This is a genomic window from Salmonella sp. 32100201201700099SM (assembly GCF_017572645.1).
In the GTDB taxonomy this organism is placed as follows: Bacteria; Pseudomonadota; Gammaproteobacteria; order Enterobacterales; family Enterobacteriaceae; genus Salmonella; species Salmonella enterica.
This window is the reverse complement of sequence record NZ_JAGERQ010000004.1, coordinates 295,515-319,639: the sequence shown is the minus strand read 5'-3', so window position 1 is coordinate 319,639 and position 24,125 is coordinate 295,515. Positions and strand designations below refer to the sequence as shown.

Genomic DNA, 24,125 nt, shown 5'->3' with positions numbered 1-24,125 from the left:
GTTGGTTAATTCGGCATGGCTAGCCGATTTGGAAATAAACTCACCACTGTACGGAAATGGTTCATTGCTTTAATCAGCTCCCGCTTTTCGTCAGTCGTCAGTTCACTAACATTGACGCTATGACGTTCCGCCGGAATCTTTGCCATAAAGAATATTGCGGCTAGTGCGCGTTTATTCTGCTCATGGTTAATATCCCGTTGGTCCCGCATATCGCTAATAAAGCGATCCAGTTCTGAATCAATATTTAAGCCAAACACTTTCGCCCTTAATTCCGCGATGTGGTTTAACCCATTAAGACGGAGGCCAGCGCTTAGCGGAACAGTCGCAGCATCACCTTCAATAGCCATGGTTTCCCCTGCTTTTTAGCGGACAGCTCAGCCAGCAACGCATCCTGAGAGCGGCACGGATGCCAGCGCTTGCCATCCTTCCCCATAATCCAGCCATGACCGCAGTGCATTGCAGGACTTTGCTTAACGAGAAGTGATGCAAAAGATGGTTCTTTAGTCAGCATAGCCACCTCAGATCAGACCGAATGAAGCGCCGAGGCCCGTCACGGTATCCACCGCGCTTGCCATCGCCGGGTTAGCCTGCAAACGTGCCTGCATGGAAACGGCAGCCAGTGCCATTAGACGAGTAACTGAGTTGATGCTACTGATAACATCGCGGCGGCCTGCAGTAGTTTTCACATCACCCGATACAGCACCGGCAGCAACACGTCCGATTTCAGCAGTAGCGCTCATGACGTAATGCGGCAGCTTCTCTTTTGCCACTTCGTTCATCGGTATGCATGGCAGGCAGTGAATCTGTGCCAGGAAACCATCTACCAGCGTGGAGTCCTCAGTAATATCGGTAAGCAGCCAGATCTCCGACGGCGTGAGCTGATGCGGTTGTTCCGGGTTCAGCTTGTTACGCAGCGTCTGGACTTTCATTCCCGCGCGTTCTGCCAGCTTCGCCATGTTGTGACGCAGCGCGAAAGCCCGGCAGGCTTCGTCAAAGTGTGGATGTTTGGAAATCTTATAATCAAACATGCAAGCCCCTTAGAAAGTTCTCATAATCGAACTTACTGACCAACAATGACGCGGAAGTTGGAATGACCCAGAGACTCACGAACCTGGTCGGTTTTGTACATCAGGTACCGCAGGCTTACACGTCCTTTATTTTTTTCTTTCTTCACCATGTACTTAGCAAGCTGACCATGGTGAATTTTTTGATACACCGAGCCACGGGAGATACCTTCCCACTCCGCGAACTCAGCAGGCGTTGCCATCTCTTTTGGTACACGAATTGAAATATCAGTACTCATAGTGCAGTATCTCTTAGTTTGGGTTCGTTTTATCTTGTTTTATGTGGTTTGATTTTACTTTTCAAACCATGAGCGGATATTAAGATCACTTTTTATATACGTCAAGAGGTTTGATTATGAGTTTAATCAAGGCAGGGAATGATAGTGGTGGGCGCGATGCGATTAACAGGCTTATTAAGGCTTACAATTTCAGCTCACGACAGCAGCTCTGCGAACATCTGGAAGTATCAAAAAGCACTATGGCTAACAGATACTTAAGGGATAGTTTCCCTGCTGAATGGGTAATTCAATGCGCTCTTGAAACAGGAATTTCCCTTCTATGGCTGGCTACGGGCCAAGGAGATATGTATGCGTGTGAGAACGAAGAAAGAAATCTCAAAAACGAAACCTCCGTCACGGTAAGACCACTTTCTAAAATTGTTGCTCCTAGCATCAAACATGTTGAACTGAAGAACGGTGAACTGCAGCCAAGTGATGAAATTCTTCTTGATAGCAGACTGCTCGATGGTGACTCATCCAACTCTTTGTTTGTAAAAACAGCTACTGATAGCTTTGTTGTGGATACGTCTGTTAAACAAGTCAGTAATGGCTTCTGGTTAGTCGATATGGACGGAGTTAAAAGCATCGTCAAAATCGCTCGCGTTCCAGGCAACAAAATTGTAGTTCACCAAGATGAAACATCATTTGAATGCTCGGTCGACGACATTGAAGCTATCGGGCGTGCAGTCAAAGTAATCAAGAGCCTCTAACTTATGAGCATCAGAAAACAGCCTAACGGAAAATGGTTGTGTGAATGCTACCCGAACGGACGGGATGGCAAGCGTGTACGCAAGCAATTTGCGACTAAAGGCGAGGCCATAGCATTCGAAAACCACACCATGGATGAGGTGAACAAAAAACCGTGGCTGGGGGAGAAAGAAGATCGGCGGCATTTGTCAGAAGTGATTGAGCAGTGGCATTCACTTTATGGGCAGACGCTGGCAGACCCCAAACGCCTGTTGGCAAAACTCAGCATTATTTGTAATGGTTTGGGCGATCCCATTGCCTCAGAGTTAACCGCAGGCGATTTTACGAAATACCGGGAAGCACGGTTAAAAGGTGAAGTAAAAAATGAAGATGGCGTGCTTATGTCGCCAGTTAAGCCCCGTACGGTAAACCTTGAACAACGTAACCTATCATCTGTTTTTGGCACACTGAAAAAGCTGGGCCACTGGCCAGCACCCAACCCGCTCGCTGGGCTGCCAACATTCAAAATCGCAGAGGGCGAACTGGCGTTCCTGGCACCGGAAGAAATTAAACGTCTACTGGATGCCTGTGCTGATTCGCAGAGTCCCAGTTTGCTGATGATTGCAAAAATATGCCTGGCAACTGGCGCCCGATGGAGTGAAGCCGAAAACCTGCAGGGCCATCAGCTATCAAAATACCGCATCACTTATACCAAGACCAAAGGCAAGAAAAACCGAACCGTGCCAATATCTCAGGAACTGTATGATGAACTCCCTAAAAACAGGGGGAAGTTATTCACGCCATGCAGAAAATCCTTTGAGCGTGCAGTAAAGCGAGCTGGTATCGAACTGCCAGAAGGCCAGTGCACTCACGTACTGCGCCATACATTCGCCAGCCATTTTATGATGAACGGCGGAAACATACTGGTACTGCGCGATATTCTGGGCCATGCCGATATAAAAATGACGATGGTTTACGCTCACTTTGCCCCTGACCACCTCGAAGATGCCGTGACAAAAAACCCGCTTCACAACCTCAATTGGAAGCGCTAATTTATGGCGGCATTTTGGCGGCAGGGCATTAAAAACGCGTAAAACGGACAAATACTTAATAATACTAACTCGCTGTTTTTAAACATAAAACACTGTTTTAACTATACTAAAAATGGTATGTAGGAATTTCGGACGCGGGTTCAACTCCCGCCAGCTCCACCAAATAAAACAAGGGGTTACGTGAAAACGTAGTCCCTTTTTGTTGTCCATGTCCACTTTACGTCCGCCCAGTTAAAGGATTTAATGCAGATGGCCACAAAATATCAAACAGAACTGGCACTGAAGGCTTTACTCATTGAGTTGAACCACTCTGGTCAAGACTTATATAAGCTCATTGACGATGCTATTTTGCGTATGCAACAGGAAAAAATCTTTGTGAAAGAGGATTCATACAGGGAGCGAGGTGGAGCGGAAGATGTACTCTTTATTAACGTAGAGGCAATCGCGGGGAAGCGGCCTGATATAGCTCCAGGAAACATTGAGAATTTCTAACCAGCGACTAAAACCCATCTGCTTCTAAGCAAATGGTTTTTTGATAGTAGATGCGCTAGGCAATCCCTTGGCTACGTCCCTCACTCCAAAAATGTTTGCTCATTATCGGGATAAGCGTTTAACCGGAGAAATTTACTTCAGCGAAAAATGGAAAAACGGTGCCAGTCCTGTAACCGTTAATTTGGAGCAAAACTATTTAAGCGGTGCTTTTAGTGAGCTGATACGTTTGGGGGAATGGTTGCAACCTAACCCTCTTGAGAACATGCGTAAGTTCACCATAGCCGAAAAAGAAATGGCGTGGCTAACCCACGAGCAGATCGCAGAATTGCTTTATGATTGCCAACACCAGAACGAATTGTTAACGCTGGTAGTCAAGATTTGTTTAAGCACCGGCGCCCGATGGCGAGAAGCTGTAAACCTAACCAGATCGCAGGTGACTAAGTACCGCATTACTTTCACCAGGACTAAGGGTAAAAAAAATAGAAGTATCCCTATCAGCAAAGAACTGTATGAAGAGATCACAGCGCTAAAAGGATTCAAATTCTTTGACGATTACTACTTTCAGTTTGCTTCGGTGATGGATAAAACATCCATCATTCTGCCTCGTGGACAGCTAACACATGTCCTGCGCCATACTTTCGCCGCTCACTTTATGATGTCCGGTGGCAACATACTGGCGCTTCAAAAAATACTGTGGCACCATGATATAAAGATGACAATGCGTTACGCCCACCTAGCCCCAGATCACCTTGAAACCGCGCTGAGGTTCAACACGCTGGCAACAATGCAAGCGGCATAACGACCAAATATTAAAGGCCGCTGGAGGTGAACCCAGCGGCCTTACTTACGTTTCCACGCTCACTTAGAACCAGATCGCGCGAATCAGCTCAAGAAGGGCAGTTAGCGCCTTCAGAGCAATGATTGCAATATCTAAAATTGCTTTCATCCGTTTGCTCCCAGAATAGGGAGCGCGTTTAGATGATTATACTCCTTACGTTGCCTGGATAATCACCCTCACTTCAAGTGTTAGTGGAAGTGTGACGCGCTCAAACCAAAAGTCTGACCCGACACCACTCGTAATCAGCCAGGGCTTATAAACATTTCCGCAAGCCATGCAGAAAATTCGAATTCCTTTTCGAGTAGTAAGTACTTTGGCTTAGCATATGCGTCACGTCACTAACGCCTTGGATTATAAGGTTATGAGCGATTGTTTCAACGAATAAGTAGTATTCAGACGTAAAAAAGCCCAACTGGTGAGGTTGGGCTTTTTTACAATCCTACTAGATTGGTAGTCTAGCGGGAAACGTCACACTTCCACTAACTGTCTATAGTTTACTTACAAAACCGCTATACCACAACTCACATGTTATGTTCTAGCGATTCAGAATTTATAACCTAATGGCGACAAAATGGCGGCAGGCGTTACCACTCGTCACCCTTAGACGCCCCTAACCACCTTTGTAAGTTATTGAATATTAGGTAAGTGTTTGTTTTTCAAAACCCATTTACATAAATGTTTTTTTTGTTGCCTAAAGACAAAAACAATTTAATTCAATATGTTAGGGCACAACCTTCATCGGAGTGGCGACGAAATAGCCACAGAGGTAGTGCCTAATCTTAGTAATTACAAGTCTTCCTCGTCAGGCCTATATTCTAATTCAAGCTCTCCGAAATCCATCGACGTTGGGCGCTCGATCACTTCCACATCGTCAACGGTCAAATCATCTATAGAACCCGATAAGTCTCCGGAGATTGTGATAAGTATTCTGGATGTATACGTTTCCTCAGCTCGCTTAGTAATTGACCCCATGTACACGTGGTCTTTGTCACATGAATCGTAAACCGATAGGGAGAAATCCCCTTCTGCGTAAAGTGAAATTTCAGCGAATGCTTCTAAAACAACCCAGTTTTCATCCTTATCAATAACAGTGAATTGATTATCTGAAAACTCAAAATCTTCAAACCCACCTGAGCATCCATCAGCCTCCCAATATAAATATGAATCTGCCTCTTGTTCTGGTGCAAACCCTTCAAAAGTTGACTCAAGGTGTACAGCAACATCATGCAAGAATTTACCGGCTTGTCCTTCATCAAGTGCTTTTTGTAAGTTATCAATTAGCTCATAAGGTGCGGTTTCTTCATTGAAGTGTGCTAAAGCGCTTGATAAGTCTGGTTCATAGTGCAGATTCTCAGCATCAACACAAAATCTCTGCCAATCATCATCTCTTGCTACAGCAAGAACATTTTCACCATTCTCTTCAGCCCAAGCTTGGACAGCCATTAATGCTATGGCATCGGGAAACTCATTTTTTTTCTTACCTGTATCCGCAAAAGGAGCTTCTGAAGAGAAATATCGCTCAAGGAGCTCAGGTACCGAAACATAATCCCCAGTGGTTAGAACCTCCGCATCTGTGACAGCAACAAATCTGTCTAATCTGCTCTTTCCTAATCCTTCAACTTCTCTGCTTTCAATCAATGTTTTTTTTGCATCATTTAGTTCACTTCCATCAAAAAAAAGGTGGTCGCCAGCTTCTTCGAAAGCTTTCTCAAGTGAGCCACGTGAAGTCTTGATTTTTCTTTCTAGATGATTTTTAACTTCATTGTATATTACATCCGGTATCAAAAACGTCGTCGAAGTTCTGCTGAACTGGGAAAGCTTACCCAGCAGTCCTTTCTCAAGCTTTAATCCGTACTGATCGTAGATACTCGTATCTAGCAAGATCGCGGTGAATTTTTCAGTCATATCGAATGCCTTAATATAAGCTCAGCCAAGTAAACGCAATAAAATCCTCGGAATAATATCCACAGCTAAAAAGCAACTACTAATGTGGCAAAAGTTTTCTCAAGTTCCAAGATTAAAAGTAGATTTTGATGCAATTGTGAGATCGCTGGTTTACACGACACGCGGCAGCTTTTTCAGTTTACTATTAACCTTCTAATTGTCCCTACGCCTTGCTAACTCTGGCTTCAACTTTTCCGCAGCGAATACAGCCACAAAACCAAAACGATCCTCCGAACTCACACAAAAAAACATTTTCCTTATTTATCTGTTAGTTATGTTTTCTCTTAATCCTCCACAGATCCGTGAAAGTGAAAAACACTGAAATTACTTTCAATCTTTTCAGTTCTGGTTTTCCGCAAAGCCGCCAGTAATGGCGCTATCTGGCGGTCTGGTTTGTAGAAAAAGAAAACTGAAAAATTTTATCGATCCAAAAACCGCAGGCGGGTGCGGTGTAGCGCCGTTTTTGTCTGCGAAAGATTTATTTTGTCAGCGTGTGGCGTCGTCAGCGTAACGTGACAGCACAGATCCTTTTGTGGTGTTGCGCGGTAGTTGTCAGATAAAAGAAGAGCTTAGAATGCGTCTGGTGACGCCTGATGAAGGGTGTAAAAAAACCCACATTATGCGGGCTGAAAAGAGAGAATCAGGCGATGATGTTCTGGTACTTGCTCCGGGTCTGTCCGGCCTTCGCTGCCGTCTGGTTAAATGCGCCCGCGTTCGTCGGTGTACCGACGCTGGGGTGCGAATGGCTTGCACATTGTTGCGCCAGCTCTGCCAGTAAATCAATGATGTCCAGCATCATGGTAAGCGTATTTACGCCCTCGCTACCGATATGCACGGTTGGCCCCATAATCTGCTGACCGCCCGCCGCCACGGATTTACGTAATGCGGCAATCTTTTCTGTCAGGGTTCCCCCCACATCAACATTCATGGCGCCGGCCACTTTCGTGGACAGCTGCCCGGCGATTTCGGTTTCTTCATTTCCTGTAATACTGGCCAGCCGGTTTCCTTTTACCGCCTGGCTGAAGTCGCCAGCACTGACCTGCTGTATGGCTCCGGCCATCAGCGTGGCGGTACCCAGTACTGTGATTTTATCCGTGGCTTTCACCGTGGTTTCACGGCTGACCAGTTCGCGCCGTTCCGTGTCGGCTTTCACCGTCCGCACCATCGATGTTTCACTGATGGTCTGATCCGTCTGGCGTACCCAGTCTCCTGCCTGTGTCACGCGTTGCGAGACTTCCGCGCGCTGCTGTTGCAGCTGTTCGCCGGGCTTAATGTCCGGCAGACTGGTGCCATCCGGCAGCGTCTGCCTGATAAAGGGTTTGTCCGGCCTGCCGCCCGTAAACGCCACTTCTACCAGCGTTCCTTCCGGTGGAAACTGGAACATTCCCGAATCGTTACCGGCCATTGGCACCGGCAGCGGTACGGCGGAATATACCGGCGTCTGGTTGTCCGGGTTGCCGTCCGCGTCAAGCAGCTGCACGTCAACGGCGTACCGTGGCCGGAACGGGTCGGCAAAATTACCGCTTTTTACGGCCTCGCTGGGTGCCACCACCCTGGCCAGTTTGGGCAGGTGAAGCCCGGATGCCAGTTCCGGGTAATGGCTTTCTATCTGGCGCTGCGCCGGTGTTTTCAGCAATGGCTGACCTGTGGCGCGGTTCCGTGGTGTCCAGGTGATGGTCATTGTGTCATTCGTCAGATGAACTTTGGTCACGCGCTCCCCGTTCACATCCACACCCGGACGCAGACTCTGGATCACCGGCAATGTCATGGAATTACCGCCCGCCGTTCCCTGGCTGAACTCTGCCGGGATTTCCACCGGACGTCCGGCAAACAGCGCCTTTTCTGCGCCGCCGACATACAGCGAACCATCCGGCAATGGATACCAGATGTAATCCGTGATACTGAATGCCCTGCCCAGGTTATTCAGCAGCTGGTATCCCGTCCCGTTATGGGTAAAATGGGGGATCGGTTTATCACTGTACGGCACATCCGGTACCGCAATGCTGATCCCGCTGTTTTCCTCCAGCCATCCGGCCACATCGCGCAGTGTGGGATGCTGGAATGAGCATGGCCACATCCGTTCAAATACGCCAGCCAGTTCGCGGACAAACAGACGCTGATAACCGTTTTCGGCAGGCTGTGAGCGCTCCACATAGCCGGTAAACCAGCGCAGAAGTAAACCGGAATACCCCACATCCAGCCGCACCAGTTTGCCGGTGTAGTCTGTGGTCGTCTGTGCCGTAATAAAGCCACGTCCGCAGCTGTTCAGCTCCAGCACCAGACTGGCATCAGCCAGGTGTATTTCATCCGTTGAAAGGTAAAGGCGTTTTACTGGTTTCATCATTAACCCAAAGCGTCATTGACGGGCTTCAGCACCCTGCGTTCAAACCACGTCAGTTTTTCTTCATCCTCTCCGGCACTCTGGCCACCGGATTGTCCCGTACTGCTGACCGTCTGTTTTTTTGCCGTTGTTTTACCGGTTGCCCTGGCTTCCCGTTTCTCCTGTACGCTGACATGTTCCGCCAGGGTGAACGTGACCAGCCAGGCCATTTTCCCGTCCTGCTGCGGCGCATCCAGCATTCCGCTGAAGGTGGCCTCACGAAAATTCACCGCTCTGGCCACCTCATGCGCAACGCGGTATTTCATGCGTTTCCCGTCTGCATCGGTGGCGCTGGCCAGTTCAAAAATACGCTTCAGGATCTCCGGGTTTTTAAAGGGTATTTCGCCGCTGATACGCAGCTCTTTGCCCTTTGCCCCCTGCTCTGATTTGGTGGTCGCGCTGGTCTGACCGGACTGGTCTTTATCCTGAAACTGCTGGGAAACGGTCACGCGCATGTTTTTCAGCAGAATGGCCTCACCATTAAGCGCCAGTGTCGGGATCGACGTCATGAATCATGCCCCTTATTCCATCAAGATTTTTCCCGGCCAGCATGATTGCCGCAGTATAAACGGCTGAAGGCTGCGGAATGTCCTGTACCAGCGCCAGCAGGGTGGCGGCGGTGTCGCCACTGGCCGTAAATACCCATGCCCTGGCGCTTTTCCCCTGCAAATCAGCAAGGCCGCTGGCCACATCGTTAATCAGGCTGTCACGCAGTTGCGTAAACTCCCCCAGTTGTTGTTTCAGCCCGTCCAGGCTGAATCCGGCGCCAGCCGCTTTCTGCGCCTCACTGATAGCGGCAGCGGATAAGGCTGCCCTGCTGGTCGGAACGGACAGCGGAATGGCAACCGGCAGTCCTGCCCCGGCTTTCGCGGGGATCTGCATTTTCTCAGTAGCCAGTGTCGCCGCAGACTCAGCCAGACGTCTAACCTGGGTGAATGCGGGCGCGGGGAAAACATCCACCAGGCTGTTAAGCCCCTTCATGAAGTTTTCATGGGTCTGTCCCGTTACCATCATGATCACCACATCGGTATTGCCTCCCGTTCCGGCCAGCCTTTCCGCCAGATAATGGATTGCATTGACCGGACTCAGGTATGCCCCGTTATCGGTCTGCTGCCCCAGACCGTGAATCCACGGATGCGCCGGAACGACGGAACAATCCAGCGCAGCCAGGGAATCCGTAAAAGCCAGACGCGCTTCACGCCACATCCGGTACCTCCGGCCATTTAATGGCCTTATATTTCGCCTCAGTTGTTACATTGCTGATATCCAGTGATTTAAGCGTATTGATATAATTCATCCACAGAATCAAAACCGCTTTATTTTCATCACTGATAGTTCCCAGCGTTAATTCTGTACGCCAGTCCCTGATTCTGTTATCTGCATCATTAAGTAATTTTTTCCGCGTTTCTTCTGCTTTCGCCTGATAATCAACCGGTACGGGTTTTACCTTCCCGTTAATGAAACGCCATCCCCCATAAATATCAAATCCGTCTGGCAGTACATCGGTCTCAACTACCGTAAAACCTGCCGGATAAAGGCGCGACACATCTTCGGCTACAGAACGGACAATACCTGTATCCGGGTCAATGCACAGCTTGTATTTTTTCGTGAACTTATCCAGCGAATCATAAAAGTCTTTTCCGTCTTCGCTGCAAAAATACAGAAAAGCATCACCGACTGGCTTTTTTTCAGGTGAATAAATAACTACGTTTTTTAGCTCCATCATATTCCTTCAGATCATTAGCCGTTAATGGTTCGCCACGCACCGTTGATAAACATCTGCAATGGCCTGTACGCGAATGTGACACCATAGGCGGTGGTAGGATCGTGTCTTGCCTGTGTTAAAAAACAGCCGGCAGGCGCTTCATTGGGACCATATTCATCTACTTTACCAGGCCATACTGGAGCACCGCGCTGGATATTCTGGACGTAGCGGGCGTCAAAATTACTGTAATTACCAGGGTAAATATTGCCGTTTACACTCAGCTCAATTCCACCGTCTGGCCTTCGCTGGCTGTATAAATGCCATCCCTGATCGTCGCTAAGCTCAATGACTGTTGGACGTTCTCCACCTCCCCACAGACTGAAACCGGCATTCAGTGCAGAATTGTTACCACTCGATAACGTCAGTGTTTTTCCGTTGCCGGCACGCACGATACCAGTAGCGCGAATATCTGCCAGCATGTGAAACCCGGAATTGTCGATATAACCGACCTGGGCATTATTGGCATAAATACCCAGAACGCCGTCACTGTGCCACTTAAACCCGGTATCGTTATCGCCGAATACAATTGAGCTTCCACCCAGCGCATTATCAGTACCAATACCTAAAGACCCGTTAATCCGCCCCCCGGTAATCGGCAATGCACCCACATCACCGGCTGAAGGTTTATTTGCGGTGTTGTAGTCAATAACCCACGGGCGGCTGGTATTCGGTACCGTTCCCCAGTCCTGGCGCTTTGCGTTCGCGCCCATATGCGCGTAATAGTGCTGAAACCAGACTTCCCCGATTTTCTCAACAAACATATATCCGTAGCTGTACAGCTTGCTGCCATCCGGATAGGTCGGAAAATCAGCGACCGTATCAGAATTCGACACCGCCACCCGCCACCATCCTGGAGTATTAGCTGATGCCATCGTGCCGTTATCGGTAATCTGTCCAATGGCATCGGCGGAAATAGCCTTCACATCTGACGCCCACAGGGTGATATCCCCGGATAATGGATGCCCATTGACCTTACGGTCTGACGGGACACGCCCGTTCGCATTATCCATAGCCGCTTTAACCGCTTTCGGCGTTGCGGCCAGTGATTCCGACTCACTGTTCGTATCACTGCTTAACCGTACAAACCCTTTTTCGCGGGTTGTGGCGTCCGGATGGTTACGGGATTGTTCGTGTTTTCTCAGCGCATCGCTGGCCTGTTGCTCATTCAGCGTCCCTTTCGGGCGTAAATCCGTAATATTGCCGTTTTCATCAATACCCGCCACCGCAAACACATAATGCTGTACGCCGTTCTGCACATAATCCGCCAGGTTGTCAGCAACCGTAATACGGGACTGCACACCCCACACGCTGGTAAGCGTTCCTGTCCAGCATACATCCAGCCAGACTTTGACCGGCCTGGTTGTCACGGTAATATTCAGGTTTGCTGCAAGCGTTGTACGCAGCCCAGCCACATAGCCGGTACCTTTGGTCACATAAAACTGATTCCCGCTTTTCCCGACCAGATAGCCGTCCCCAAAAAACGCCGCCGCCCCGAAGATGTCGATATTTTCCAGGCGCTGGCGCTCGTCCATTCCGGCCATACGCGCGGTAAAGTCAATCTGCCAGGTCTCAGCAGGCGTATTAATTCCGGTTTCAGCCTGTGCGCCGTTATATTCCATCAGAAACGAGCGCGTAAGCACGTTCCCCTGTTGCCCTTCAGCTGTTTTAAGTTTTTGCTGTAATGGCGCATGAACAATCATTGCCAGCGTACCGCTGGCCTTATTAATCAGACCAATCCAGTTAAAGGAAAAATCCCCCACGTCCGCCCCCAGTACGACGGAATGGACCACGGCGTTGTCATTCACCACACCCTTACGGCTGACGGCCTGCCGGTGAACAATCTGTTCAGCCGGTGGCAGGGTTTCATTGCGATCAACCGGCTGATCCGGGTCAAGTCCCGGTACGTTAGCGAATACAAATTCATCCAGCAGAACAGGCTCACCCGTGGTTCCCTGCTGCGCTTTCCACTGTTCAAATGCCAGTGTAATTGTTGTCTGCGACATATAATCCCCTTATAACCCTGCGCTGTACGTCGCGCTGCTGGTTTCCGTACCGCTCAGTGCTGCCGGATAAACCACATATTCCCCCTGATCCCATCCCGCCCGTATAGTCAGCCGTTCGGACGTGATCACTTCAAACTGGTAACGGCGGCATGTCCGCCCGTACTGCCGGATAATCTGGATCATCAGCTGCGTGTTATCCGCAATCTGGCTGTCCGTGACGCGAACCTGAATCACATCCCAGTCAATGCCCGGCTGGCGCTCCATCAGTTCAACGTACCCGATCCCCAGACGCTCAAAGATACTGATAAATCCCTCAACAGAACCGGCGTCACGCGCATTCACGAAGGCATACGCCACACGCCTGCGGAACAGTTCCAGCGGCTCCCCGTCAAAGCGGGAAATGTCCCGGTCATACGCCAGCAGGTTAAGTAACGCCGGTGTACAGGTCAGCGGATCAAACTGGTTCAGTGGCCACGTCACCCAGACGTACACCTCCGCCCAGAATCGCCGCGCCGTTTGCAGCAGTTTTCGCGGCTCTCCCCTGTCCATCCAGGAGGGAAGTACCATTCCGGCCAGTTTTTTCATGAACTCATTCATTCTCAATACTCACCACAAGCGATTTCAGGCGCGGCACATTCAGCTCACTGGCAATGTCATCCAGCGAAAAATTCAGCGATTCTGTTACCGGAAAATTTTTATGGATTTCGCGCCCCAACTGCGAGAAGGAGAACCGTGAATACGGCCACGTCCTTCTGACGTCATAGTCCGTATTTTCCCGGAAGGCGCACCGGATCTGGTTTTCAATACCGTCCTTCAGGCGCTTCTGTTCATCATCACTGATGTTGTTCAGGTTCCTGACCCAGACAGTGACCACCAGATCGTGCAGGGTTTCCGGCATGGCATAACACTGCATATCGTCCCCGTGGCCGTGATGCCCCTGCGTGTTGATATAGTCATTCACGGCATCCACAAACGGCGCAGAAGCCACGCCGCTGTCCAGCAATAAATAGGCGTTGGCTGTCCCCGGCCCCCTCGGTACTTCGTGCTCAAAGAAAATCCGGTCAATGCTCAGTCCGGCAACGCCGGCTATCATCGACCGGTACACCGCGTCCGTGTGGTAGTTGCCCACCAGGTTAAACTGGTTACGGCAACGCTCACGCAGTTCATCATCGCTTTCCTCATCCGCGCCCGGTACGGTCAGCCAGTTTTCTTCACTGGCCACATGGCTGATGCCGTCCACGGCCACCGGCAGAATGCGGTAATATCCCGGAGCAAGGTTATATGCGCCGCCCGTTCCCGTTGCCTTTACCGGCAGCAGTGCGCTGGCGGTACCGGAGGCCATCACCACATCTTCCGTGATGGCCAGTTCATACACCCTGCCGTTAATACGTTCTGTCTGTATCACCGTTCCGGCCTTCACCGTCACCACGGCGCTGGCGTCTTCCTTGTAAAAACGGATAACGCCCTGTGCAGCGCTGGCGGGCTTCGGCGTGATATTCACCGCCCATGCCAGCAGCCGTAACATGCTTCCACTGGCCGTGGCCACAAACATATTGGCCAGTACGGTGGAGATCAGAACCTCCTTCAGCCACATCACCGGCGCGGTTACAATGGCCGTGACCAGTCGCCAGAACGGAGACATACGGGAGGTATTCGTGATAATTCCCTCCTCCGTCGCAATGGCATTAAAGCGATCGCGAATCTCTTCTTCCGTCACCGGCATACCGCTGGCTTTCACCACCTCTTCAAAGTCAACCTGTGGCTTTTCCGTCATAAATCCACCTGTACCGATATTCCGCCGAAGTCATAAGTACTGGCCGTGATCCACAACCGTGTCCGGCTTTCTTCACCGATTTCCACTGTTCCCGGAACGATACGTTCATCATCCTCAATCAGTAATTCCATACGGGTAAAAATATCTGCCCGCATGGTCGGGCTTCTCTCGGCAATTAATTCCGTCGCCAGACCGCTTTCAATAATGGAATGAATAATGTCCTGCCCGATACTTTTACGGTTATTACATAATTCAGGTTCATTACCGGTATTCAGGACAAAGTCATTTCCCTGAATTAATAAATCAACATACAGGATTTCATTCATACGCCCAGCTCCTGAAACTCCATTAACTGCCCCGGCGTTATCATTTCTTTTGGATAGATATTGACAGTATTAATTTTCCGGCTGTTATCCGTCACAGACCTTGAGTTATTACTGACTGATTTACTGATACCACCTTTATCAATTCCTTTTAGCTCGCCACCTGTAGATAAATTATTTACTGTTAATGGTGGCGAAGAGGTTTCATTAGCCATTGAGATATCAACGCCGGGTATTTTATTCAGCTTCTCAACAATCCAGTTCCACGATTTCAGAAAACCACCTTTAACGGACTGCCAGACATTATCAAACATGGATACAATACCCGACGCCAGTCCACTTAATGCCTGTGAGGGTGAAAACCCTGTTAATAGCGCAATAAAACTGTTCCAGCCTTCACTGATAAATTGCCATGCTGTGGAAAACACCCCGGCCAGCCACGCCACCGCCCTGGCACATGCCTGAAACGCGGATGTTTCCATAACAGCTGCTTTCACCGTATCCCAGTGTTTAATCAGCAACCAGCAACCCGCCGCAAGCAACGCTATCGCCCCGATCACAAGCAAGACCGGCCAGCTTATAAGATTAATACCGATTCCGGCCATGATTGCCGCCATACGAACGGCCAGCAACGCTCCGCGCAAAAATTTAAGCGTCGCATTCCAGGCGATAACAGCAATTTGTGCCAGCCATACCATTGCCGTATATGCTTTCGTGACGGCGGTCATGGCAACCCAGATCCCGCGTAAACCTGCCATGATGAACTTAGAAGCGCCCATCACAATATTGGCAACCGCGCCCACTGCCGCAAACCCCAGCAACGCCATAGCGGCGTAGCCGATAACACGGGCAATGTTGGGAAATAGCTGCATCCATCTGGCAAATGTCTGTCCCATATCCGCCAGACGGTTCAGCACCGGATACAATACCGGGATTAGTGTCAGCCCTATTACGGTCTGAATGGCTTTCAGGATTTGTACAAACCGATCCCACGGTTTCACCAGTTTACTGGCCATCTCCTGCGTACGTTTCAGACCGTCAGATCCGCCCAGTTCGGTGATGTTCCTCTGAAGAAGCGCCACATTACCGTAAAGGTGTTTGACCACAGCCGAACTGTCACCGAATGCCGCATCCAGTTCCGCCTGGGCTTTCAGATTCCCTTCCAGGCTCTTGCCGTATTTGCCCTGCAATTTAATCAGCATCTCAGGCATGGACAGCATTTTTCCGGTGGCGTCAGTAAAGGACAGACCCAGTTTTTTTGCCCCTTCAACTGCCCCCGTCATAAAGCCTTCATAGGCGCTGCTGGCTTCCGTTCCCAGCGTGCGGTTAAGCTGCCCCAGTACCGCCAGTTGTTCATCCAGTCCGACACCGTAGTTAGTCCCCACGCCGCGCGCACCTTCCATCAAATCCTTAATCGTCGCCATTTCAGTACCGAACGTTTTACGCATATACACCATTTTTCCGGCCAGCTGTTCAGCGAACTGAACCTTGCCCAGACGCTCCGCATCGGCGGAAAAATTACCAAACATCTGCCCCATAAATTCCGCCGTTTCTGCGGCGGTGGATTTCAGTGCAAACGCCAGGGTATTAGCAACTTTTGTCACTTTCGGCAGTTCATTACCGGTCAGCCCGGCAATGGCGGAATTAATACTTTCAGTGGACTGAACAAATTCCACCGCACTGGCGCCATAAGTTGTACTGAAGCGCAGCGCATCCCGCTGTACGGCTTTTAATGCCTGATCATCAATCCCTTTTGACGCTGCATCATTCAGCGCATCATACATTTCAATTGCCGGTGATAACGCACCCCGTATGGCCATTCCTGTACCCGCTAAAGCCAGCACACCACCGCCAATCTGCATAAAGGCCGCTTTTGATTTTTCCGCAAAGCCGGTGACGCTGCTCTGTGCCTGTTTTAACGGGCGGGACAGCTTATCAATCAGGCTTAATGTAAAATCTAACTGTTTCATTCTGTGCCTTTAAATGCTTTAGCCACACCATTGGCTACAGCAATTCCTGTATATTCCCAGTGACGATTATCCAGCCAGATAGCGGCGGCAATATCGTCAACGGAATCCTGACCATGTGGTAAATAATGACGGCGAAGTATTAAATATTGTTCGAGTCCGTTCTGTTCAATTGCCCGGACTCGCTTTGTCAGTTTTTTACTTCAATTTCCAGTTCAGGGGCGTAAATATCATTAACCTTACTGACAAGCTGAAGCGCAGCGCCCGGACGTTTTAATATTTCAGCTAAAGCTTCCTTGCTTTCCGTTGCAACAATACGCGTCAGGTAGTTATGCGCAGGTGCCACTTTATTGTCCATTGCCATTTCATTAATAAACTTATTATAGGCGGTCTGATTTGGTTCAAAAATAATATCAGTCCCACAGACACACAGTTTAATTTTTTCCATATAAAAGACTCTCTCTACGATTAATTTCATCTATTAACTGATTATGGCGTGCTGCGCACTGACCATAAATTTCAAGATACGCATTCAACAGTTCCGCAGCATCTTTACCCGTAGTCCCTTTCAGGCGTGGCAGCTGCGTGACGCATTTAGTTTTCAGGTTTTCCTGATAACGCACGTTCGGTACTGGCGGCGGCGTCGTTGTACATGCGGACAAAGTCGTCAGACAGGCACACGTTAGTAAACACCGGCTTAACCACCTCCGTACGAATTTCACGCGGCGGTGCATTTTTCAAAGCCTCCAGTTGTTTTTCCAGTTTTCGCCCGGATTCACTGGCCATGCTTGCCAGCCTTTCCCCGGTAGCGCTGGCTGACCGGCTGATGGCCAGATCGATACTGTCACGCTGCCAGTTAGCCGCCTTCCACCCTGCCCAGAAGGCCAGAACAACCGTCATAAGCCAGCCCGCCACCACACGATCCATCAGCGAACCCCGTCATGCTCCAGACTGAAATGATTACCATCCGGCCTGGATTTGAAGCGCCCGCCCCAGCTGCCGCCCAGTGACTCCCAGTATTCGCCCAGCGGCAGGTAATCCTCTGTGCGGGTCTGGTACTGGCCGTTAACAAACAGGTTAAAATCCACTGCCAGACGCCGTGTATGCAGACTGTTGGTAATACCGCTGCCCTTTTTCGCGTTCAGCGCCGCCTGTTCCGGCGTGCGGTAAGCCTCCCCGAACGTCAGCCGGTAGCCGTGTTCTTCTGCCCAGTGGATCAGATTTGCCACCATAACGGTAAACAGCTGCTGTTTTTCACTCAGTGTCATTTGTCAGCCCCTTTCCCCAGAAAACCGATCCCTTTCTTACGTAACCAGGCTTCAACACCATTAAGGCCAAGAATCCCCAACGCTGAACCAATGCCGGCAAGCGCAAGCGGATGGATATCCGGTACGAAGTAAAGCGCCACCCCTGCCGCTACTGATAACGCGCTGCCCACAATGACACGCCCCAGAACCAGACGTGCCGTGATCGGCTCGTCACTGTTCAGCATCTTGCCCAGGGCAATCAGCGCCCCCATAATTGCCAGCGCAATAAACCCTTTTTCGTAGTCCTGCATCCCTTTTCCTTACCCGATCAGATTTTCCGTAGCTTCCGCTTCCAGATACGGAACCCCGTTGATGTTGACGAACTTCAGACTGGTCACGAAGTATTTAATTTTGTGCGTGGATACGCTGCCGCCTTTTGGATCAATATCCAGCAGATTGCTTAACTGCAATTTATTGCCGAACGTCTCGACCTTCACTTCTTCACTGCCTGCTTTGGCGTAGAAAAGAAAATCCAGCGGTTCAATACCTCGCCACGAACCTGCGGCGCGGGCTTTGGCTGTCAGTACCTGAAGCACTTTAGAACTGACTTCAATTTCTCCCTCTGCGGCCACATCGCCATCAACATGGCCGTCCGGCACACCACGGGTCTGGGCGGCGGCGCTGTTATCCGTGATATCCAGCGAAATTTTTTCTATATGGATCAGTTCACCATCGATGTAGGCATCAAATGACATACCTGAAATACGTTTGGTCATGCTGCGGCCTCCAGACTGGCATCCAGTAACAGGCTGATAGTAATTTGCAGCGGCACTTCATACGTGCGTACCACAATGTAAATATCCACTGCCTTTTTGCTCTTCCAGACAATAGAGACATCTCCATCCTGCGGCGGCTTCACCTCTCCCGGAAACGACACACCGTTAATGTTGGCCGCCGTGGACATTTCGCGCAGTGGGCGGGCAAACAACGTCTGGTGTGCCGCGATGCTGCCCGGCGTACTGTTCAGCGAACGATCGGCAATTTTACCGATAGCCAGCAGACGGACACGACGGGCGGCCTTGTCCACAATACGCAGCGTCTCAATGCACTGATAATCCCCCCCTTCCACATCCAGCGTACGTCCGTCAGCCCAGTAAAAACCGTCATAATCCGGATACCACATCGGCACGCTGTAGCGCTGCGCTTCCAGCGCTTTAAGGGTAGCCAGCTCCAGTGTTTTCCCGGTGCCATCTTCCGGTAGTTCATCGCTGCCCAGATTAAGTAGCGCCCCGGTTTTCACCCTCGCCGGGCTGTCAGCCACCGTCACCGCCCGGTTACACAGGCGACCGGCCAGCACGCCCGGTTCATTCCCCCACAGACGCGGAACCAGCTGAACCGCTTTCTCTGCAATACCCTGCTGAAGGGTGGACAGACGTTTCAGATAATCCGCCTGGGCTTCATCCTCCTGCATTCCCTGAACCGCCAGGATGAACCACACCCAGCGCCCGTATTGCGCAATCAGTTCAGATCGCAGCGTTGCCGCCTGGTTAATCTGTTCTTTTGCCGCCACATCATCCGACAGCACCACGCCTTCCACCGAGCAGGAAACCTGTGCAGCTTTGACGGCATCCACCCACGCGCCCGGCTCACTGTCTGCGGCCAGTACATGAACAAATCCCCACCAGTTCTGGCCGGCGTTCGCCATTGCCGCCAGTACATCACTTTTTAACGGGCTGTTCCCCTCACCCAGTAGCGCGTTAAAGTCACTCTGTGCGTTAACAGCCAGCGTTTTACCCACATTTTTGGTACCCGTACCGATAAACAGCAACGTGCGCTCCACCTCATTGGTTTCACCCAGTAGCTGGTTTACCTGGTTAACGGTCACGGTTGGCCAGGTCATGTTTTCCCCTTAATATCCTGCGCCTTTACATTCCAGCCAAAGCCTATAGCCTGAAGCTGACGCGCCAGCGCTTTATCAAATTCATCGTCATTCATGCCCAGAAATACGCGGGCAGGAAGATCCACTGTCCAGCTGGTTTTCACTGCTTTACCACTCAGCTTTCGAATCAGTAATCCGGCCTGGCTGTATGGTATCGTCCGCGTGATATCGCCCAGCGTGGGCTTTTTCCAGCGTTTTCCGGTTCTCACCCGATATCCCAGCGCACGCAGTTTTTTAGCCTGGGCAGGTGTCGCCATTTTTCCGGCGTCCGCCTTACGTGGCTGACTTCTGCGGCTGACCTTTACCCGCATTCCGTTTTGTTGCGCATAACCTACGGTTCCTGCCGGAACCGGCGCTTCCCCGTTCCGGTACCCGCCGCCCTGCAAATAGATCCGTACGGCCTGAATCTCAGGCATTTCGCGGATATGAAGCAGCTTTGGCAGGTTACGCAGCATCTTCCCTTTGCGTTTTGTCTTACGTCCCGGCCATTTCTGGCCGTCCGGGGATTCCTGGTTACGAACATGTCTTTTTGCAGCAGCAATCACGCCATATTTCGCCAGACGCCAGATCAGCCGCTGGCGCTTCTGCGGTGGCAACTCCATACTGGCCAGTGCCTTACGTAATTCAGTCAGATGTTTTTTATTCAGCTCGCCACCGGCTATCATATTTCCCCGCTCACCGGCGCCCCGGTTTCATCCACACTGAAAATGCTGGCAGTTAACGCCGTCCAGATTTCAGGATCTGCCAGTGACCAGCGTTCACCACGCCACGGAATAGCCCCGTTTTCGTCCTGCCTGATCACCAGTTCTTCCACCATCGGAACGGTCAGCACCACAGTGGCGGTTTCCTCATCTTCCACCGACACATCCCAGTCAGGTTCGGCTTCACTCAGCCCTACTTCATCCAGCAGGTCTCTGTCTGCATCGTCCAGCCACGCCGCCAGTAAGGACATAAGTAACTGCGGCGGACACAGGCGATAGGGAAAACGCGCCCAGCTCAGAACTGCGTCATACCGAATAACCGCCTGGCGATATTGCCCCAGCCCGTAATCCTTCGCGGCGGGGATGAACTTCATTTCATCCAGTACGCTGTCAAATGACTGCATCGCCCGCGGCGGAACGTTCTCCTGAAAAAAAGCGGTCAGGCTTTGGATCTGCGTCTGGCTCATACTTTTTTCACCGTTGCCCGTTTAAGCCCCTTCATGCGACGGATCACCACGGACGCCTCAGCCAGTAACCCGGCCCGTGTCTCCTGGCTTTCCTGCCCCGGATGGGTATCACGCCGTCCGATAGTGGCGAACTCACCCAACAGATCCGCTTTTGCCCTGGCAAAAACGGCTTTCATGTACTGGGCGCACAGGCTGTTAAGTCCGCCCATCTTTACACCCGGCACATCTGCCGCCAGCGTATGGCCTTTCGCTTTCCAGCTGGCCTCCACGTTTTCCAGCTCGGCATTCACCTCCGCGACAGCGGCAAGCAGCGCCTGGCTGATGGTATCAGCGTCAATATCTGGCGGTAGTGACCGCTGCGCCTGAAAATCCTTCAGGTTCAGATCCGGCCAGAAACCGTTATTAGCCAGCGGTTCGTCCTGATAATCCAGCGGTTTTCCACTAAACATAAATCCCCCGAAAAAGGCGGACTGACCGGTTTCCACGGCGCAATGACACACAAGGTGTTTTGCCCTCCACCGCGTCCGCCTGGCGTACGGTAGTCTTTACCCCTGCGTCAGTTTTCGGACACGGGCGGCAATGGTCTGCCGCGCTGTTCTGACGCCAATTTTTGAATAGTGTTTTTCTGCGATGGCCAGCAAATGATCGGCTTTTTCCAGCGTTTCAATATCATCCACACCCGCAGCAGTTTGCTGGCCATCCTCATTGCGCAGCAGCTCCAGCCCCGCAAATTTGTACCACTTGGCTGTTACCTGCTCATGCAGTCGCCATACCCCTGCCACACGTTCAAACGTACGGGAGAAATACGGCTCAATACTTTCTCCGCGCCCGGCGCTTTCCTGCGCCCATGCCAGCATCGTATCGGCCACAAACGTGGGAAAATTGCTGCGTAACTGATCCGGTGTGGCTTGTTGCTGACTGATTGCGATATCAGCCCATTCCAGCGCCTGATCCAGGTCGCCCACGTCAAACAGCCAGATAACACACCAGGCAAATACCGGATTGGCGTACACCTGCTTGCTTTCCAGATACGCTTCAACAGTCGGTACCCAGCGCGGCAGCAACACATCCCTTTTAAACTCAATGCGATCCGCGATTGTCGGCAGGCTGCGTACGTGCCCCACATCCGTTTCCAGCGCTTTGACCAGAAGGTGCATACTTTCCGTGGTTTCCAGCGCCTGGCTTCGCTTCAGCTTTTGTTCCATCGCAATGCGCTGGCTGTGACGCTGCGCGGGAGAAAGTGCCATTTATCAGCCCTCCGCTGGTTCGGAAACCTTGCCGATAGTTACGGCGGATTCATCAATGGCCGCATACAGTTCCGGCACTTCCACCGCATATCCTTCATTGCGCAGGTATTTGTTTTCGAACTGCTTACGGTCTTCCACAAACTCCGCCTTACGCATACGGGTATTGCGCTGGGTATAGATGTGCAGATTTTTCAGCGGCGTCACCACCATGCGTTTTCCCGGCATAAAAGGCGGGATAATGGCCGGACGGCCAGCAATGGTATTCCCCAGCAACTGCGCTGCGATTTTTTCAGTCGGACGGTCTGCGGCCTGATACAGGCGATACTGTTCAGCAGCAACCAGATCAGCCCCCACCAGAACCACCAGACGCGGGTCATTGCGGAACTGCGCCGGAATTTTGGCGTTAATCAAGTCTGACGCCATTGCATCCAGTGATTTGTAATCCCCGGCTGCATCCAGCACCACCGGATCGGTCATAATCTGATTGCCGCCCAGCAGCGTTTTCATGCGCTCATGCCAGCCGATATTCACATCTTCACCGTTCGGGTTAGCTTCGGGATCAGTGGTTTTTGCGCGGCTCTTACCGTTAAAGCCGATACGCAACATATCCAGTGCAAAAGCCTGTGTGGTAAATGCCTGGACAAGGTTATAAAACTCGTTTTCATCCTTACCGGCGTTTGCCCAGACCGAAAGCAGATCCCAGCGCAACGCGGCGCAGCTGTCTGTTTCAACCAGTGAATAGTCGTTTCCGTCCACACCAACCTGGCGAATAAAACGGCCACTTTCACTACGTCCTGTGTGTAATACGGAAGAACCAACGGAAATCACCTGGCCACTCAGCTGATCAACATCCAGACAGGTAAGCATGTCCAGGAATTCGACGGATTCCAGCAGCGCAAGACGCAGCGCATTTTCCTGCGGGTTATTCAGGGAAAAATAACGGCTGGCATCACGCGCCCCAAACTGCTGCGCCATGCCCGCCGAATATCCGTCCAGTAATTCCCGCGCACGGTTATTAAGGTGCATAAAACTCCCTCGCGATTAAGCGATAATAAAAATATTTGAAACTAATCAGCGCTAAAGTGAATTACAGGAAATTAAACTTCCCGGCTTTCTCTGAAATTTTGCGTCCTGGTGTACGGACTGATTTATTTCCCAAATCGTTAAAACGCTTAACGATATCTTTTGCATTATCACGAATGGCGGCAAATTCTTCTGTATCCACCACTTCCGCAATAGTATCCACATCACCCTGAACATCATTCAGTTGATTTTCAATTTTGGCCACACGGCCTTCCAGCTCGTTTACCGCGTTTGCCAGTGCCTGTAACTTATCATCACCCTGCGCGGTATTATCTGGCGGCGTTTCATCTTCAAACTTCGGTTTAATACCAAACAAATTTTGCCAGTTCTTCATTTTTCCTTCCTGCTTAATTTTGCCATCGCGGGAAATTACATAACGGTAATAACCCTGTTCAGATAATTTGCGCTGCCGACTGAAGCGCAGCCGTGTGGTGCCAATGCTGGCAGGAGTATCCGTCACTGCCAGTCCCTTGAGGTATGTTCGTCCTGTTCCGCGCCAGTCTTCCTCCGGCTCTATGGAGAAGAAAAGAAGCTGGTCTTCTTCGTTAGCGTATATCAGCCGCATATTCGGGCAAAGACTGACATACAACCGCGCCAGCCCGTCATCCCCGTCCCGCCAGGTGGCTTCCAGTACTTCACCGAAATTACCCCCGCCTTTCTGGTGTTCCGGCCAGATTAAAGCGACATAGTGGTTATAGTCATAGGTTTCCCCCATATCGATAATCCACTGACGTTCAATAATCCGTCCGTCAACGGTATCCCCTTCAGTAGCAACACACAGCCAGTCAGTTTTTAAATGTGACATATCCCCCCTGTTCCACTCCCTGACGCTGCAAATCAATTATTGCCAAATAAAACCATTGCTGCATTACGT

31 protein-coding genes and 1 pseudogene are annotated in these 24,125 nt (G+C 50.8%); 4 read left to right on the top strand and 28 right to left on the bottom strand.

The annotated features are described in order from the left end of the window. Window positions 1-5: 5 nt before the first annotated feature. The 4 genes from J4685_RS08960 to J4685_RS08945 are packed head-to-tail and all read right to left on the bottom strand — an operon-like array spanning window position 6 to window position 1,303. Entirely contained in the window at window positions 6-347 is a 342-nt protein-coding gene (locus J4685_RS08960; RefSeq protein ID WP_000963479.1) for a DUF5347 family protein, read from the bottom strand. Continuing rightward, a complete protein-coding gene (locus J4685_RS08955) occupies window positions 311-511 on the bottom strand; it encodes a phage filamentation protein Fil family protein (protein WP_000956167.1) in 201 nt (66 codons plus the stop codon). The genes J4685_RS08960 and J4685_RS08955 overlap by 37 nt, the downstream gene beginning before the upstream one ends. Window positions 512-518: 7 nt before the next feature. Further along, the gene (locus J4685_RS08950; RefSeq protein WP_000460852.1) at window positions 519-1,028 is read right to left on the bottom strand and encodes a phage regulatory CII family protein; all 510 of its coding nucleotides are present in this window, start codon (window positions 1,026-1,028) and stop codon (window positions 519-521) included. A 32-nt stretch (window positions 1,029-1,060) separates the two neighbouring features. Continuing rightward, window positions 1,061-1,303, bottom strand: a complete 243-nt coding sequence (locus tag J4685_RS08945) for a Rha family transcriptional regulator (RefSeq protein ID WP_000102106.1) — start codon at window positions 1,301-1,303, stop codon at window positions 1,061-1,063. A gap of 116 nt (window positions 1,304-1,419) precedes the next feature. Between J4685_RS08945 and J4685_RS08940 the strand changes: the two genes are divergently transcribed. The 4 genes and pseudogenes from J4685_RS08940 to J4685_RS08925 form a co-directional block, all read left to right on the top strand. Beyond that, window positions 1,420-2,052, top strand: coding sequence for a helix-turn-helix domain-containing protein (locus J4685_RS08940; RefSeq protein ID WP_000052560.1), 633 nt, complete (start codon window positions 1,420-1,422; stop codon window positions 2,050-2,052). Between the two features lie 3 nt (window positions 2,053-2,055). Then, window positions 2,056-3,081, top strand: a complete 1,026-nt coding sequence (locus J4685_RS08935) for a site-specific integrase (protein ID WP_000027757.1) — start codon at window positions 2,056-2,058, stop codon at window positions 3,079-3,081. A gap of 249 nt (window positions 3,082-3,330) precedes the next feature. Continuing rightward, window positions 3,331-3,573, top strand: a complete 243-nt coding sequence (locus J4685_RS08930; protein ID WP_012512852.1) for a hypothetical protein — start codon at window positions 3,331-3,333, stop codon at window positions 3,571-3,573. 40 nt (window positions 3,574-3,613) lie between these two features. Further along, window positions 3,614-4,372, top strand: a pseudogene (locus J4685_RS08925) (tyrosine-type recombinase/integrase); the annotation flags it as partial. A gap of 825 nt (window positions 4,373-5,197) precedes the next feature. On the opposite strand, the gene J4685_RS08920 reads toward J4685_RS08925, so the two are convergent. From J4685_RS08920 to J4685_RS08815, 24 genes are all read right to left on the bottom strand, one after another. Continuing rightward, window positions 5,198-6,316 (bottom strand): PIN domain-containing protein, encoded by a 1,119-nt coding sequence (locus tag J4685_RS08920; protein WP_000136561.1) that lies wholly within the window; start codon window positions 6,314-6,316, stop codon window positions 5,198-5,200. Window positions 6,317-6,995: 679 nt separating this feature from the next. Next, window positions 6,996-8,699, bottom strand: coding sequence for a hypothetical protein (locus J4685_RS08915; RefSeq protein ID WP_000977532.1), 1,704 nt, complete (start codon window positions 8,697-8,699; stop codon window positions 6,996-6,998). After that, window positions 8,699-9,244, bottom strand: a complete 546-nt coding sequence (locus tag J4685_RS08910) for a hypothetical protein (protein WP_000200793.1) — start codon at window positions 9,242-9,244, stop codon at window positions 8,699-8,701. The genes J4685_RS08915 and J4685_RS08910 overlap by 1 nt, the downstream gene beginning before the upstream one ends. Then, entirely contained in the window at window positions 9,216-9,941 is a 726-nt protein-coding gene (locus J4685_RS08905; protein ID WP_000267952.1) for a hypothetical protein, read from the bottom strand. The genes J4685_RS08910 and J4685_RS08905 overlap by 29 nt, the downstream gene beginning before the upstream one ends. Then, window positions 9,931-10,458, bottom strand: a complete 528-nt coding sequence (locus J4685_RS08900) for a tail fiber assembly protein (protein WP_000421117.1) — start codon at window positions 10,456-10,458, stop codon at window positions 9,931-9,933. The genes J4685_RS08905 and J4685_RS08900 overlap by 11 nt, the downstream gene beginning before the upstream one ends. A gap of 17 nt (window positions 10,459-10,475) precedes the next feature. Then, window positions 10,476-12,503: a phage tail protein gene (locus J4685_RS08895; protein ID WP_000084304.1), complete on the bottom strand. Its 2,028-nt coding sequence runs from the start codon at window positions 12,501-12,503 to the stop codon at window positions 10,476-10,478. A gap of 9 nt (window positions 12,504-12,512) precedes the next feature. Next, window positions 12,513-13,100, bottom strand: a complete 588-nt coding sequence (locus J4685_RS08890) for a phage tail protein (RefSeq protein ID WP_001001826.1) — start codon at window positions 13,098-13,100, stop codon at window positions 12,513-12,515. Continuing rightward, window positions 13,093-14,277: a baseplate J/gp47 family protein gene (locus J4685_RS08885; protein WP_000136924.1), complete on the bottom strand. Its 1,185-nt coding sequence runs from the start codon at window positions 14,275-14,277 to the stop codon at window positions 13,093-13,095. The genes J4685_RS08890 and J4685_RS08885 overlap by 8 nt, the downstream gene beginning before the upstream one ends. Further along, a complete protein-coding gene (locus J4685_RS08880) occupies window positions 14,274-14,603 on the bottom strand; it encodes a DUF2590 family protein (protein ID WP_001002797.1) in 330 nt (109 codons plus the stop codon). Before J4685_RS08880 ends, J4685_RS08885 begins: the two co-directional genes overlap by 4 nt. After that, complete coding sequence (locus tag J4685_RS08875; protein WP_000811085.1) at window positions 14,600-16,570, bottom strand: phage tail tape measure protein; 1,971 nt, start codon at window positions 16,568-16,570, stop codon at window positions 14,600-14,602. The genes J4685_RS08880 and J4685_RS08875 overlap by 4 nt, the downstream gene beginning before the upstream one ends. Beyond that, window positions 16,567-16,710 (bottom strand): DUF6890 family protein, encoded by a 144-nt coding sequence (locus J4685_RS22750; RefSeq protein ID WP_370922079.1) that lies wholly within the window; start codon window positions 16,708-16,710, stop codon window positions 16,567-16,569. The genes J4685_RS08875 and J4685_RS22750 overlap by 4 nt, the downstream gene beginning before the upstream one ends. Window positions 16,711-16,757: 47 nt before the next feature. After that, complete coding sequence (locus J4685_RS08870) at window positions 16,758-17,015, bottom strand: putative phage tail assembly chaperone (protein WP_000411339.1); 258 nt, start codon at window positions 17,013-17,015, stop codon at window positions 16,758-16,760. Continuing rightward, on the bottom strand, window positions 17,002-17,190 hold the full coding sequence (locus tag J4685_RS22515) for a hypothetical protein (protein ID WP_001270303.1): 189 nt from the start codon (window positions 17,188-17,190) through the stop codon (window positions 17,002-17,004). The genes J4685_RS08870 and J4685_RS22515 overlap by 14 nt, the downstream gene beginning before the upstream one ends. After that, window positions 17,162-17,494 (bottom strand): hypothetical protein, encoded by a 333-nt coding sequence (locus tag J4685_RS08865; RefSeq protein WP_000376372.1) that lies wholly within the window; start codon window positions 17,492-17,494, stop codon window positions 17,162-17,164. Before J4685_RS08865 ends, J4685_RS22515 begins: the two co-directional genes overlap by 29 nt. Then, window positions 17,494-17,835, bottom strand: a complete 342-nt coding sequence (locus J4685_RS08860) for a M15 family metallopeptidase (protein WP_000175560.1) — start codon at window positions 17,833-17,835, stop codon at window positions 17,494-17,496. Before J4685_RS08860 ends, J4685_RS08865 begins: the two co-directional genes overlap by 1 nt. Next, window positions 17,832-18,125 (bottom strand): phage holin family protein, encoded by a 294-nt coding sequence (locus J4685_RS08855; RefSeq protein WP_001154425.1) that lies wholly within the window; start codon window positions 18,123-18,125, stop codon window positions 17,832-17,834. Before J4685_RS08855 ends, J4685_RS08860 begins: the two co-directional genes overlap by 4 nt. Before the next feature lie 9 nt (window positions 18,126-18,134). Then, window positions 18,135-18,590 (bottom strand): phage protein, encoded by a 456-nt coding sequence (locus J4685_RS08850; RefSeq protein ID WP_000166742.1) that lies wholly within the window; start codon window positions 18,588-18,590, stop codon window positions 18,135-18,137. After that, window positions 18,587-19,714 carry a DUF2586 domain-containing protein gene (locus tag J4685_RS08845; RefSeq protein WP_000220202.1) on the bottom strand — a complete coding sequence of 376 codons (1,128 nt, stop codon included), beginning with the start codon at window positions 19,712-19,714 and terminating at the stop codon, window positions 18,587-18,589. The genes J4685_RS08850 and J4685_RS08845 overlap by 4 nt, the downstream gene beginning before the upstream one ends. Then, on the bottom strand, window positions 19,711-20,418 hold the full coding sequence (locus tag J4685_RS08840) for a hypothetical protein (RefSeq protein ID WP_000560074.1): 708 nt from the start codon (window positions 20,416-20,418) through the stop codon (window positions 19,711-19,713). Before J4685_RS08840 ends, J4685_RS08845 begins: the two co-directional genes overlap by 4 nt. After that, window positions 20,415-20,921, bottom strand: coding sequence for a phage tail protein (locus J4685_RS08835; RefSeq protein WP_000084220.1), 507 nt, complete (start codon window positions 20,919-20,921; stop codon window positions 20,415-20,417). The genes J4685_RS08840 and J4685_RS08835 overlap by 4 nt, the downstream gene beginning before the upstream one ends. Then, on the bottom strand, window positions 20,918-21,370 hold the full coding sequence (locus J4685_RS08830; protein ID WP_001680743.1) for a head completion/stabilization protein: 453 nt from the start codon (window positions 21,368-21,370) through the stop codon (window positions 20,918-20,920). The genes J4685_RS08835 and J4685_RS08830 overlap by 4 nt, the downstream gene beginning before the upstream one ends. Window positions 21,371-21,466: 96 nt before the next feature. Continuing rightward, a complete protein-coding gene (gene gpM, locus J4685_RS08825; protein WP_001218536.1) occupies window positions 21,467-22,168 on the bottom strand; it encodes a phage terminase small subunit in 702 nt (233 codons plus the stop codon). A 3-nt stretch (window positions 22,169-22,171) separates the two neighbouring features. Next, a complete protein-coding gene (locus tag J4685_RS08820) occupies window positions 22,172-23,194 on the bottom strand; it encodes a phage major capsid protein, P2 family (protein WP_000550496.1) in 1,023 nt (340 codons plus the stop codon). A 61-nt stretch (window positions 23,195-23,255) separates the two neighbouring features. Further along, window positions 23,256-24,056 (bottom strand): GPO family capsid scaffolding protein, encoded by an 801-nt coding sequence (locus J4685_RS08815; RefSeq protein WP_000018798.1) that lies wholly within the window; start codon window positions 24,054-24,056, stop codon window positions 23,256-23,258. Window positions 24,057-24,125 lie beyond the last annotated feature (69 nt).